This is a genomic window from Paenibacillus sp. JT22N15, assembly GCF_059383755.1.
In genome coordinates this window covers 58,550-72,037 of sequence record NZ_JBXENV010000008.1, presented here as the reverse complement: position 1 = coordinate 72,037, position 13,488 = coordinate 58,550, and the positions used below count along the sequence as shown (strand labels likewise).

Genomic DNA, 13,488 nt, shown 5'->3' with positions numbered 1-13,488 from the left:
CTTCTTATATCTCTAGCGTCAATTCGTGGTAAAAATGTAAGAAAGCGTTCTCGAAAGCCCCGCTTCTATTATAAAATGCAGCACCCCAGATGTACACCCTGCTCCTCCCGCCCGGGTAACGAGCCAAATAAGCCTGCCCACCTGCAGCAAACAAAGGGTTTGGCTTGCGCATGCTTTTGCCGCGACTGGCAAGGTGAAACGGCTTCCGCCGTCCTCTGGCGGCGCGGTGCGTTTCAGTCCGAGAAATATAGAGAAAGTATGGCGAAATCATATCCTTTCCTATATTTAAAAAAGACCGCAAGTTCATAAAGAGCCTGCGGCCTAACGATCCTTAATATGCTTTTAGGAAAAAATAAAGCTGCTCAACCGCACGCTGCCGCTCAACGAAAGATATACGTCCGCCTGCGGGGAAATGCCCGCTGCAAGCGATGCCGAAACGGTCTGCCACTGCTGCTCGCCGCCAGCCGGCACCGTCAGAACAGCTGCTTGCTCAGCCTCAGCCGCGCCAAAGCGCACCGTCAGCGTGCCGCCAGCCGGGCCTCCGCTAACCCGCGCCTCGATGGCTGCTGGAGCAGCGCTCCATTGCACATCTGCAAGGCGTATCCAGCCAGCAGTAGACGCGTCCGCCAGCCGCACGCAGGTGCCGCTTTCCTTGCTCTCATCAAGCAGCACGCCGGAATAATCATCATAGTTTTCCGCGCGCGTCAGCTGCATCAGCGCTCTTGGCGGAATGCTCTCGCCTTCGATGGAAAGCTCGGCTGTCAAGCGGATGTCGCTTGACGAGCTGCCGGCCATCAGGCTGTAAACGCCTGACTCCAGACAGAAGCGGTCCCGCGTCACATCCCACATGGAAAGCTCAGCTGCGCTAATCGCGATCTGAACCGTAATGCTTTCCTGCGGCTGCAAGTAAACGCGCTCGAAGCCAACGAGCTGCTTCACCGGACGTTTAACTCGCGAGGCATTCGCATGGGCATACAGCTGCACGACTTCGCCGGCCTCCACACTGCCCGTATTCGTTACTCGAATGCTGGCTGTCCAGCCTTCGCCCGTTTCAGCCGGGGAAATTTGCAGGCTGTCGAAGGAAAATGGCGCATACGTCAGACCATGGCCGAAAGGATATAGCGGCGTATCCTCAAAATACAAATAGGTACGTTTTCCTTTAATAATGTCATAATCCAAAATATCGGTTAGCTGCTGCTCCATTTGGCTGTACCAAGTCATATTCAGCTTGCCTGCCGGAGCAAAATCGCCGAACAGCACATCAGCGACCGCATTGCCAAGCTCTTGTCCGGCATGCGCCAAATAGACAACGGCTGGAAGATGCTCCTGCGCCCAATTAAGCTCAAACGGGTAGCTGCCGATGACGACGGCAATTACGTTTCGATTAACCGCGTATACTTCCCTCAGCAGCTGCTCTTGCGCTGCTGCAAGCGTAAAGCCCGGACGGTCCGTTTCTTCCTTGCCGTTAATAAGCGGGTTGTTGCCAACGAATACAATCGCTGTTTCTGCTTCGCGGGCTGCCGCTACTGCTGCGGCAATTCCATCAACGGTAACGTCTAACCTAAAGGCACCTTTATGCTCTTTGTCACGATTGTTGCCGCTTCCGCTGTTAGCTGCGCCGCCCGCGTTGTCTCCAGCTGCTTCTGGCGCACGATCTTCCTCGGTAACTTCCTCGGTTACAGTAAGCAGCTGCTTGCCATCCTGCTCCTTCAGCACAACTGGTTTATCATCCCATGTAACAATGTCCGTCGTGCCATCCGCTTTCGCATCCAGATGCAGCACTTCCTTCACATACCAGCCATAGGCCTCATCCGCTGCAGCCGCAATGTGGACATCATCTGCGCTCGTCGCGAATTTGCCCGTCGATTGGCTTTGCAGCGTCAAGCTGTTCCAGCCCCAATCGCATACCTCAAACGTCTCCGCAGCGCTGCCAGCGGCGACCTGCAGTACACCGTTGTCACCAAGCGAGACAGGTGCTCCATCTGCGGCAGATCTCAATACCACCTGATTGCTGCCGCTCGTAAACGTTACCTTTTTGCCAGCCAGCTTCTGCTGGATGGCAGCGAACGGCGTAACCGTATAAGGGAAAGTGCCGGAGTACCAATCGCGATACACAACATCGCCGAGCGGCCCGATGACCGCTACGCTGCCCAGCTTGCTGCTGCTCAGCGGAAGCGTGGCCTTTTCATTTTTGAGCAAAACGATCGACTCGCGGGCAGCCTGAAGCGACAGGTCGCCGTGGGCTGGAGCGCATAAGACGGAATCTGGCACATTCGCATACGGATTATCCGCATCAAATTCGCCAAGACGGAAACGCACGCGGAACGTATTGGTCAGCGCTTGGTCAAGATCTGCTTCCGCAAGCAAGCCTTCGGACAATGCCTCATGGATCGCCCCGCAGCTAATTTCCTTATCGTCGGTAATGCTGTCGATTCCCGCTTTAATCGAATGGGCTACCGCTTCCTTGTACGTATCATAATAATGATGATCCTTCACCAGGCCGATCAAATCGCCAGCATCACTGACGATAAACCCATTCATGCCCCATTCGCCCTTAACGACCTTGTTCACATCCTCATGCAATATCGTCGGGATGCCGTTTACCGAATTGTACGACGTCATCATCGATTGCGCGCCGCCCTTGACGAACGCAGGCTGAAAAGCACGCTGGTAATATTCCTTCATATTGCGCGGATCAATGCTCGCCGAGCAGCTGCCGCGATCAATTTCATTATTGTTGGCGATAAAATGCTTCAGCGTCGCGACCGCTTTGAAAAAAACCGGGTCGTCGCCTTGAATGCCTTGCACGAGTGCCGTAGTAAGCTCGCCCGTCAGCTTCGGGTCTTCGCCATAAGCCTCCTCCGTCCGTCCCCAACGCGGATCGCGTTCCATATCGACGGTAGGCGCCCACAGCGTGAGGCCATTTACTTCTGGGTCGCGCTGATAATAGACGCGGGCTTCATCACCGATGACAGAACCAATAGCTTTCAGCAGCTCCGGGTTCCAGGTGCAGCCAAGACCGAGGGGCTGTGGGAACGAGGTCGCTTCGCCGAGCCAAGCTAGACCATGCGCTGCTTCCGTTCCATGCTTGTATGGTTTTACGCCGAGCCGCTCAACGGCAGGCTGATATTGAACCATTAGCTCTACTTTTTCCTCCAGCGTCAGCCGCGATACGAGATCGCGCACACGCTCCTCTATGTCCAGCTTGCCGTCTAAAAATGGATACTGCTGTTCTGTCATGGTTTTTCCACTTCTCCCTTATGCTATATCTTCTATATATAGGTGTATGATTTAAGCTTACAGTGCTTCCTTCGGCAAGACGGTATATACAGCGCCAGCCGACGTTTCAAACCGCTCGCCCTGCATTGCGACTAGCGTGCCTTCGCCTTCCATTTGTACGGCCAGCTCCAGATCGCCGCTGCGCAGCGTGCATAGCGAGCCTGCCAATGACTCGATGCGGGCAGACGCCAGACGTCCATTTTTCCATTCCATATCGATAATGAAGCCGCCGCGCGCCCGCAGTCCTCGTACGGAACCGTCCGGCCATGCTTTTGGCAGTGCGGGCAGCAGCGCAAGCTCCTGCGTATGGCTTTGAAGCAGCAGTTCAGCAATACCTGCTGTCCCGCCGAAATTTCCATCAATTTGGAACGGTGGATGATCGTCGAACAAATTCGGATGCGTCGAGCGGGAAAGCAGCGTCTCGATAAAATGATGCGCCTGCTCCGGCTCGCCCAGCCTTGCATATAAGTTAATCAGCCAAGCGCAGCTCCAGCCCGTATGGCCGCCGCCGCTCGCGATTCGCTGTCTCAGCGATTCCCGGCCAGCCTCCAGCAGCTTTGGCTCCTTCTCCGCATTAATCAGAAAACCCGGGTACAGGCTAATTAAATGCGATACATGGCGATGTCCCGGCTCATGATCCTCATATTCCTCAACCCATTCCATCAGCCTGCCATCCGAACCAACCTGAAATGGGGGCAGCTTCACAAGCGCTTCCTGCCACTCGCTGCGCAGCGCTTCATCCTCGCCTAGCAAATCGGCTGCGTGCAGGCAAAGCGTGAATAGCTCTTTAATAAGTGAAATATCCATAGTCGTTGCCAGAGAAACGCTGCTTGTGCCGCCGCTGCCATCTGGCAGCTTGTACATATTTTCCGGCGAAGTTGCCGGAACCGTTACAAGTACGCCATTCTCTGTCTCCTGCAGCCAGTCCAGACAGAACAGCGCAGCTTGCTTCATGACCGGATACGCACGTTCGCGCAAGTAGGCCAGATCTGGATTAAACGCATAATGCTCCCAGAGATGCAGACAAAGCCAAATGCCGCCGAATGGCCAGAAAGCCCAGCTTGGATGCCCGCCCGAAGGAGTCGAGGCCCGCCATAGATCCACATTGTGATGGGCGACCCAGCCGCGCGCATTATAATGAATAGACGCAGTTCGGCTGCCGGTCTGGCTAAGCTCGCTAATCATATCAATCAACGGCTCATGGCATTCGCCCAGCCCGCAAATTTCCGCATGCCAATAGTTCATTTGCGTATTGATATTCGTCGTATAGTTGCTGTTCCATGGCGGCTGTACCCGGTCATTCCATATGCCCTGCAAGTTGGCTGGCTGCGTACCGGGCCTTGAGCTCTGCATTAGCAAATACCGGCCATATTGAAAATATAAAGCCTCCAGCTGCGGATCTGCCTCGCCCCGCTTATAGCCTGCAAGCCGCTCATCTGTTGGAAGCAGCGCATTCGGGCTAGTACCGAGATCGATAGCTACCCGGCGGAAAAGCCGCTGATGCTCGGCAATATGCTGGCTGCGCAGCTCCTCATAGCCGAGCGCCGATGCAATCGCTAGTGGCTGCTCATTTTTAAGCGCCAATGCCGCGGAATCATTAACCGGCATCACCTGATAGCCGGCAAAGTTGGAAGCAGCCGCAAGCAGAAGCGTAACCGTGCCGTGTCCGCTTACAGTAAGCGAGCTGCTGGAGCCACCTACGATGTTAGTCGCGCCTGCACCTAGCAATTGCAGCCTTGCCTCGAAGGAAACACCCCGGCCCTGCTCATAAAGCACCGACTTCGGATGATCCTGACGATAGTTGTCGGCAATATGGGATGGGCATGTCCCGCTCAGTACAAGCGCGCCGCCGCTACCTTCCGTCAGCTGCACCGGATGCGGCGACTCCAGCCCTGCCGTTAGAGAAATCTCCCCGCCGTCCAGCGCCTCATAGCGAATGCACATCACTTGATGGACGGCGCTTACGAATATTTCGTGGCGAAACGATCGGCCATCTACTGTATACGCAGACGAAGCAATTCCTGTATCAAGGTCAAGCTCACGGCGAAAAGCAGAAGTTCCGCTATCGCTTCCCAGCTGGCGATGTTCCATATAAAGATCGCCCAGAGGCTGGTAAGCCTCCGTGTTCATACCTAGCATTTTATCCTGCACAAGCGTCTCGGCCTCGCCGTATTGCCCAGCAAAAATGAGCTCGCGCGATTTTTTCAAATACCGCAATGCTTCATAATTGTTGGTGTCGCGTGGAAATCCAGACCATAACGTATCCTCGTTAAGCTGAACTCTCTCCTTGCGCGCATCTCCAAATACCATGCCGCCCAGTCGGCCATTGCCGATCGGCAGCGCTTCCTCCCAACGGCTCGCTGGCTGCTTGTACCATAGCTTCCATGGCTGAATATTTTGCTGTTGCTGTGTTGTCACTGCGATGGTCACTCCTTTAGTTTTTATGGTTCGTCGCTCTTGCAGCGCCGTGGCTCAAATCCGTCGCCAAGCTTATATATTCATCATAAGCCAGACCTCTTCCTTTGCAGTACCCTCAATATTGCGGACAAAGTCATATATAAATTAGTACCTTTCTCGTCAAAAAACGCATAAAAACGACAGCAAACACGCCTGTTTCCCGGCGCTTGCTGCTTGCCGGGCACTGGCGTGCCTGCTTCTCCCTTCAATTAGCGGCTTATTTGAACACTTGAGACAATGCCGTCACATAATGCGGCACCGCTTTGATCTCATGAAACGCTGCCATTTCCACACCTTCAAAGCGCTCCACGAACGCCTGATTTACGAACGTATGCGTCGTACCTTTTCGAATCGGAGTAATCGCGAGCTGAAGCTCATTATCCAGCAGTTCATTTTGGAAGCCCTTCAGCCCAATCGGCCAAGCTTGGCCATAATGGATATGGTCCGTCAGCAGCTCATTATTCAAATAAGCAGCGGCTACATCGCCATCATATTCAATATGAAGAAACAAGTCTGCTACCTGCTCTGGCCAATAAGCATCGATTTGCACGGCCGCATGACGACTTGACGTATTCTTGATGAGAAGCTGAGGTTCATAGGCCGCAACCTTCACCGTATACGTCTGGAGCAAGCCTCCGGCAGCAGGAGAAAGGCTGCCTTGGCTTGATTTGAGCTCGGCTTCAGCTGCCGGATACATGGCAACTTGCCATTCCGCCTTGCCTGGCGAGGTGCAAATGAGCTGCCCGCCCGCTGCATAAAGGTGGCTGTCGCTGATCAGCAGGCGTTCTTCTCCCCACACGCGGAGGCGATAGGTGTTCAGCGCCTCTTCTCTGGAAAGGACGAGTATACGAACGACGTTCCCGTCTTTACGCTTCACTTCAGCGACATGCTGCTTGCCCACTGCCGGACGCACTATATAAACCCCGTCCTGCTGCTCCACAGTGCCGCCACCATCGCTAGTTACGCCCGCGACCGTGTCAACAGCTATAACAAGCTCTGGGCTCAGTCCCTCATGCGCATAAAAGACAAGCAGCGGCTCCTCTAAATCCGCAAGCTTCGTCAATGGCTGAACCGTAGCGGAAACTATGCGAATGCCTGCTGCTTCCAAGTGGAACGGCAGCACCGCGCTAATTCCCTGCTTGAGCCGCAAGCTCCCGGTATGCGGAAATCTCGCCTGTCCTCTGGACGTATCCAGCGTCACCGTTACTTCCTCCCGGTCTGGCATGTCTACATGATCCTGAAAATTGTTCAGGAACAGGAAGCCCGAGCCATCCTTCTGCCGCAGGCAATAGCGCAGCTCCTCCGTATTTTCAGGATGCAGCTCCGCTTGTCCTTCCGGCAGCACCGTTCCCATCGGTGCCAAAATTGCACCGTAAGCTTCCATGAACAAGCTGAGCGTGCGGATACGGTCGTACGATTCGCCAATGCGTCCAAACTCGCCTAGCGGAGACTGGTAATCATACGTTATTTTCGGCAAGCCGTATTCGTTGAGAAAACCATTTTCCCCGCGCGGATTCGAGCCGCCATGATACATGTAATAGCCGAGCAGATTGCTGCCGCTAGCCAGCTTTACAAGCGTCATCGCTTCCACACTGTCTGGGCTCACATGCGGCCTTGCCGTATAGCTGACCTGCATGCCTCCTGCCATCTCGCAATATGCGACGGGATATTGTGCAGAAGGATAATTGACCTTCTCCATCGGTGTTACATGAAGATCGCGGAAAATATATTCGCCGCTTGGCGGCTGATTAGGAATCCAAGGCGTATACGCATAGCCTGCAAGCATCGGGAGCGTATCCGTTTCCGGCACCGCCGCTCCTCCCCATGCCGTTGCCGTAAAGAACAGCGGGCGAATGCCCGCTTCTGCCGCAATCGCTTTGAGCTTGTCCAAATGCGCATTGCCGCCCGTGCCCGAAGACATGAATATTCCGGTTTTGTAGCCCCATGAGTCCAGCGGAGCGCCGCAGTGCATAAATTCATTTTCGAGCTGAATTGCAATAACCGGGCCGCCTTCTTGAAACAGCGAGCCTTTCATCTGCCTTGCAATTTCGCGGTACAGGCGCGCTGCGTAGTTCAAATACAGCTCATCATTCGAGCGAATGACGAGCGGCTTGTCGAACACCCAATCCGGAATGCCGCCATTACGCACCTCGCCGTGGCAGAAAGGGCCGATTCGAAGCACGAGCGGCAGCTCCAGCTTGGCGCATAAATCTATAAAATGGCGGAGATTGCGGTTGCCATTCCAATTAAAGCGCCCTTCCTTCTCCTCGTGGTAATTCCAAAATATATAGGTAGCGATTATGTGCACCCCGCCTGCCTTCATCTTGAGCAGCTCTTCCTCCCAGTACAAATAAGAAAATCTGGAAAAATGAAACTCACCGACGACAGGAATAAAAGGCTCGCCATTGCGCGTCATGTAAAAATTCGTAAAACCGAAGCTTTCTCCTTTCGGATTGCTTCCTTTATTGCCGGACAATGTGCCTGTCGTAATCTCCTTATTGCGCTCATTCAGTTTTACAGCTATTTGGTGCTTACTCATAAAGCCATTACCTCCTTTATCTTCCTCCACTGTACCGCGCCTATGCCCGCTTTTCCATTAACAATCATCTGTTCCTAATGGAGCATATTCTGATTTTGCGTTAATGCATCACTTGCGGCTGGAAGCTCCAACCGCTTACAATATAGCCATAAGGAACGAGGAGGCTTGCTTCACCATGCTCAACAAAAAAACGCAAGGCTTCGAGACGGAGAAGCTCATTGTTTTGCCCTCCTACCAGCTTGAGGAGATGACCAGCCACCCGATTATTCGCCAAGCCTATGTAACGGATATTGGCTATTTTCACCGGGCCAAGCACCATTACCGGGAGCGGCCCAAAGGCTGCGATGCTTATATTTTCATCTATTGCACGAACGGGGAAGGCTGGATCAAGCTCGGCGGCGAGGAGACGATTCAAGTAACGGAAAAAACCGTCTCCATCATTCCCGCCTTTACCCCTCATAGCTACGGGGCCAATACGGCGAATCCATGGAGCATCTACTGGTTTCACTTTCGGGGCGAGGAGCTGGTGCAGCTGCTGGAAAGCCTTGGCCTTGAAGCTGAACTGCTCCACGTCTCCCTGCCGGAGGCAGAGAAAATCGTCGAGCTATTCAACCAATGCTACGAGCTGCTTTCAGCCAAGTCCTATTCGGTCATTCATCAGCTGCATATTTCGCAAACGGTTCGTTATTTGCTCAGCTTCATTTCGCTCATTCCAAAGCGCAAGCAGGACGAGAAGATGCTCGCTTATATTGAACAGGCTATCCAATATATGAAGGAACAGCTGGAAGGCCATTTGACCTTGGACGATTTGGTTACGCGAACGCGCATATCCAAGCAGCATCTTAATCATCTTTTTAAGCAATCTACTGGCTACGCTCCCATTGACTATTATTTGCGGCTGAAAATGCAGCGCGCCGGACAGCTTTTTGACCTTACCGACCAAAGCGTGAAAGCGGTCAGCCTGTCGCTCGGCTTTAAGGACCCGTATTATTTTTCCCGGCTGTACAAGAAGATTATCGGCGTGTCACCTACGGATTACCGCAAGCAGCTGAAAGGTTAGAACGCTATAGTCCATTGTCCTTAACCGATATATTCATCAACTTTCGCCTGATAGATTAAGAGACTAGCACATCTCTCTGGCATTTTAATAGAATGTATGAACCGAAGCAGAAGGGGGATTGCATTTATGGAGCTTATCCGGGAGCTATTGCGTGCACATACCGCTGCTTTGCTCTCGCAAGCATCCAATCGGGTAACAAAGAGGTTATTGCGGGAACCAGGGCAAAACCGTTAGGCTGAATGGGAGACACCAGCGGGAAAAGCGCCTTGCCCTGCGTTATGCAGGCAAGGCGCTTTTGGTATGGCTATTTGCTAACGCTTCATTCCTTGTAAAATTACGTTTAGATTAAAATTCCGTTCAAATTTCTATTTTATCAAGCTTTTCAAAAACTCCATCAACCCACACTTGGTCATCCCATCGTTTTGGATCATGAAGCTTTCTATCAGCGGGATGTCCTGTTGCAATCGTATCTACACCATCTTTGTTTCCAAAATAATAATCAACGATTTTTAATGCCTTGTTTTCAGCTTGAACTAACATCTGAAGGTTCATTCCAGACCCTTGGTTCGAAAATGGCAAACTTACGTAGTAGAGATTTACGTCCAGTTTCTTGAGCTCTGCTTCCTTGAATTCATTTTCCAAACCGAAATGGACACTGATTGCTCCCTTTAGTTCTTTTCTTTGTTCTAGCTCTAACATTTTATTTGTGTATTTAAGAAGATTTTCATTAGATATGTAATTTCTAAAGGTTACTGTTTCTTGTTCTGCAACAGCACCGGTATACAAATTCACAAAAGCTTTTCCAAATGTGACTACGGTTTCTTGATCGTCATCACCAATTTGATTCCCACTAATTGAAAATGGTTGATTGGCTAGTTCTTTTAATATTTCTGCTGCTGATTTCTCTGGTCGTTCCAACGAAACTTCTTCACCTGATGATATATTCTCTGAGTCAGTTATTTGTTCTAATGCATCTCTCCCCTTTATTACAGGATTTGCTATCAATCCAATCCCAACTGCTAGCAAAATGATGATTGAGAAAGCAAGTAACCAGAATTTTGGCTTTCTATAATTTAATACGTTTTTAATCCTCCCCTTCACATTTCCCTCACCAAAAGCAAGCGGATTTCCATTCAAAATAGGTCTATCCGCAGCAAGTGATAATAAGGAGGACGCGTAAGATTTTTTTATAGCCACATCAAAATCCATCTTTTTCAATACACGTTCATCACAGGAAAATTCCATATCCCTACTCATTAACATGAAGGCTACCCATACAAGAGGATTAAACCAGTGCACGGATAATAGTAAGAAGGCTGCTGGCTTAATGATATGATCCAATCGTTTAATGTGAGTCTGCTCGTGCAGCAGGATGTAGCTGCGCTCCGTGGCATCGAGTCCAACGGGCAAATAAATTTTTGGTCGTATAAAGCCAAGTACAAAAGGTGTTTTCAAATTCCCAGCTTCGTAGATATTCCGCTCTACCCGTTGGGCATCTTTGAGCTGTTTTTTTAAGAGAAATACAGATGCAAGACTATAAATAAGCAAAACCAGCATACATAAAATCCAAATATATGAACCAATTTGTATGTAAATCTGCCATGGATTCACACTATCCTGTGCAGCCATTGCTGGTATTGTCCCGCCTGCAATTGAATCGACCACTTCTATCCCACTATTAATCTGCGGACTTTGCTGAGGCATACTAGCTTGAGGTATTGGATTTCGATCCCCATTCCTTGGCAACAGACTATATACACTCTCAAAGGTGACTGGAACGACAAGCCGGAAAGCTACCACTCCCCATAAAGCATAAGAGATGACCTTCGGGGCTTTTTTAAGCAGCAGCCTGATTAATATGACAACAAGAATGACATAGCTTGCTGTAAGGCTCATGTTTAAAACAGACAGAAATAGCTCGCTCATGATTACCCCTCCTTGTGTTCATCAATCAGCTTTTTCAGCTCCTCTGCTTGGCGGTTATTTAATTTTCTTCCGCCCATAAACGCTGTTAAAAATTTGGGCAAGGACCCTCCATACGTATCTTCAACAAAACGTTGGCTTTGATTTGCGTAATATTCATCCCTTGTAATCAAAGAAGAAACGACTGAATTTTCATTTTGTAATAAACCTTTTTCACACATTTTTTTCAGCACAGTATAGGTTGTGGACTTTTTCCAATTCATTTCCTCTTGACATCGTTTCACAAGATCACCAGAACTTATGGGTTCGTTTTTCCAGATTAAATCGGTAAACTTAATTTCGCTTTCTGTAAGCTTATAGCCTTTCATTTTCCCACTCCTTGGTCTATAAGTTATCGACCTCATATCTGTAGTCTATAACTTATAGACCAAATGTCAATAGTAAGCTGACCTGAACAATAAAAAAATACGCCAGACCGCCGCTGGCGAACCAGGCGTCTGACGTAAGTTTGATTAAATTAAATTAAATTAATGCAGTCCTTCAAGCCCCAATTCCTGCTTGCTCTTCTGCTCTTCCGCTCCCGCTTGCACTTTCCCTCTGCGCAGAAACAAGCCGAGGAAAATGCCGACGATGGCAATAACGAGCATAATGCCGAACGTATAGCCGAATGCTTCCGGCGCAACGGCTAGCGTCGCTTTCTGCACTTCGGCAGGCGTCGTAAGCGGCAGCTGCTGATCCACAATGAGCGTCTTCACTCGTGAAGAGAGCACCGTAACTAAAGTAGCAACCGCGAAGGAGCTGACAACTTGCTGCAAAGCGCTTGTTAGCGACGTGACCCGGCTGACGAGCTCGCGCGGCGCTTTTTGCAGCAAATGCGAGTTGAGCGGCATCATCATGAGGCCGGAGCCCATGCCCGCCATAATGAGCGGAAGCAGCAAGTCGCTGCCTTCAGTCGTCAAATCGACCTGCGTATATTGAAAAATCGCACCGGATACAAGGCTGAGGCCAATAACGACAAGCCATCGCACCCCGATTTTATCAAACAAATAGCCGCCAATCGGCATCATAAATGCGGAAGCTAGCGCCTGCGGGAACAAGGTCAGCCCCGTATCAAAGGCGCCGTAGCCGCGTGCCTGCTGCAGAAATTGCGGAAGCAGGAAAATCGCGCCGAAAAGCGAAAATTGCAGCAGCCACTGCACAAAAATGCTGAATGAAAAGTCGACCGAGCGGAACACGCGAAGCTCCAGCAGCGGTGTTTTTGAACGCAGCTCTACGATAATAAATGCGATGAGCGCAATGCCGCCGATAACGAGCCCGCCAATCGTTTTATCCGAAGACCAGCTTTCCGCGCCTTGCGTAACCCCGTAGGATAAGGCGGCAAATGCAAGCGGCCCTAAAATCATGCCTGGAATATCAATGCCGGTGACCTGCTTGCGCTCCGTCTTCGGCAGCTTCCAAAGGCCGAATATAATGCTGAAAATGCCGACCGGAATGTTTATCAGGAAAATCCAGTGCCAGGAGTGATATTCCACGAGCCAGCCCGCCAAAATCGGGCCAACCGCAGGCGCGAGCAAAATCGGCACGCCCATCATCCCCATGACTTGCCCTACCTTATTCGGCGGGCTTAAACGAAACACATAAGCCATAGCGACCGGCATAACGAAACCGCCGCCCAAGCCTTGAATAATCCGAAATACGATGAGCCACTCGGCGCTGCTAGGCAATGCGCATAGCAATGATGCCAAGGTGAAGGCTACAACCGAGCCTAAAAATATATTTTTGGCTCCAAAGCGATCCGAAAGCCAGCCTGAAAGCGGAATAACCGCCGCCGTCGCCAGCATATAGCCCGTTACCGTCCATTGAATCGTTGGCAAATCGGTTTTAAAATCAATGACGAGTCTAGACAACGCCACATTCATCGCTGTTGAATCCAAAATAACCATAAATATGCCTGAAATAATGGCGATCATCGGTACGATAATGCTTGCCAAGCGGAATTCAGGCTCTGCGCCGCCTTTCGATGCTGCTTGCGACATTTGTTCTCCCCCTGCCTATCTACACAAGATGACTTACGTGCCCATTTCCCAATGGACAGCTGTCCCATCACATATAATAAGGGCATTTTACCTTATTGTCAAATATTTTAGTTGTTAAGTATTTGTAGGTTAAGCATTTCCGTTTCATGACCTTATAAACCTTTAATAAACCCTATTTAAACCTTTGCCAGCCG

General features: G+C 50.8%; 7 protein-coding genes. 1 reads left to right on the top strand and 6 read right to left on the bottom strand.

Annotated features, from left to right (window positions below):
- Window positions 1–342: 342 nt before the first annotated feature.
- The 3 genes from AC50X8_RS16935 to AC50X8_RS16925 form a co-directional block, all read right to left on the bottom strand.
- Entirely contained in the window at window positions 343–3,240 is a 2,898-nt protein-coding gene (locus AC50X8_RS16935; protein WP_494880553.1) for a glycoside hydrolase family 3 C-terminal domain-containing protein, read from the bottom strand.
- Window positions 3,241–3,297: 57 nt separating this feature from the next.
- The gene (locus AC50X8_RS16930) at window positions 3,298–5,697 is read right to left on the bottom strand and encodes a glycoside hydrolase family 95 protein (RefSeq protein ID WP_494880551.1); all 2,400 of its coding nucleotides are present in this window, start codon (window positions 5,695–5,697) and stop codon (window positions 3,298–3,300) included.
- A 256-nt stretch (window positions 5,698–5,953) separates the two neighbouring features.
- On the bottom strand, window positions 5,954–8,275 hold the full coding sequence (locus tag AC50X8_RS16925; RefSeq protein ID WP_494880549.1) for a beta-galactosidase: 2,322 nt from the start codon (window positions 8,273–8,275) through the stop codon (window positions 5,954–5,956).
- A 175-nt stretch (window positions 8,276–8,450) separates the two neighbouring features.
- On the opposite strand from AC50X8_RS16925, the gene AC50X8_RS16920 reads away from it, so the two are divergent.
- Window positions 8,451–9,335, top strand: coding sequence for a helix-turn-helix domain-containing protein (locus AC50X8_RS16920; RefSeq protein ID WP_494880547.1), 885 nt, complete (start codon window positions 8,451–8,453; stop codon window positions 9,333–9,335).
- A 357-nt stretch (window positions 9,336–9,692) separates the two neighbouring features.
- Here the strand turns inward: AC50X8_RS16920 and AC50X8_RS16915 are convergent, their stop codons facing one another.
- From AC50X8_RS16915 to AC50X8_RS16905, 3 genes are all read right to left on the bottom strand, one after another.
- Window positions 9,693–11,261: a M56 family metallopeptidase gene (locus AC50X8_RS16915; protein WP_494880545.1), complete on the bottom strand. Its 1,569-nt coding sequence runs from the start codon at window positions 11,259–11,261 to the stop codon at window positions 9,693–9,695.
- 2 nt (window positions 11,262–11,263) lie between these two features.
- Entirely contained in the window at window positions 11,264–11,626 is a 363-nt protein-coding gene (locus tag AC50X8_RS16910) for a BlaI/MecI/CopY family transcriptional regulator (protein ID WP_056041975.1), read from the bottom strand.
- A 159-nt stretch (window positions 11,627–11,785) separates the two neighbouring features.
- On the bottom strand, window positions 11,786–13,294 hold the full coding sequence (locus AC50X8_RS16905) for a DHA2 family efflux MFS transporter permease subunit (protein ID WP_494862069.1): 1,509 nt from the start codon (window positions 13,292–13,294) through the stop codon (window positions 11,786–11,788).
- Between the last annotated feature and the right edge of the window lie 194 nt (window positions 13,295–13,488).

What these genes read in the sequence shown, in the direction of transcription:
- AC50X8_RS16935 (WP_494880553.1), bottom strand. Translation starts at nt 3,240, where the DNA reads ATGACAGAACAGCAGTATCCATTTTTAGACGGCAAGCTGGACATAGAG.
- AC50X8_RS16925 (WP_494880549.1), bottom strand. Translation starts at nt 8,275, where the DNA reads ATGAGTAAGCACCAAATAGCTGTAAAACTGAATGAGCGCAATAAGGAG.
- AC50X8_RS16920 (WP_494880547.1), top strand. Translation starts at nt 8,451, where the DNA reads ATGCTCAACAAAAAAACGCAAGGCTTCGAGACGGAGAAGCTCATTGTT.
- AC50X8_RS16915 (WP_494880545.1), bottom strand. Translation starts at nt 11,261, where the DNA reads ATGAGCGAGCTATTTCTGTCTGTTTTAAACATGAGCCTTACAGCAAGC.
- AC50X8_RS16910 (WP_056041975.1), bottom strand. Translation starts at nt 11,626, where the DNA reads ATGAAAGGCTATAAGCTTACAGAAAGCGAAATTAAGTTTACCGATTTA.
- AC50X8_RS16905 (WP_494862069.1), bottom strand. Translation starts at nt 13,294, where the DNA reads ATGTCGCAAGCAGCATCGAAAGGCGGCGCAGAGCCTGAATTCCGCTTG.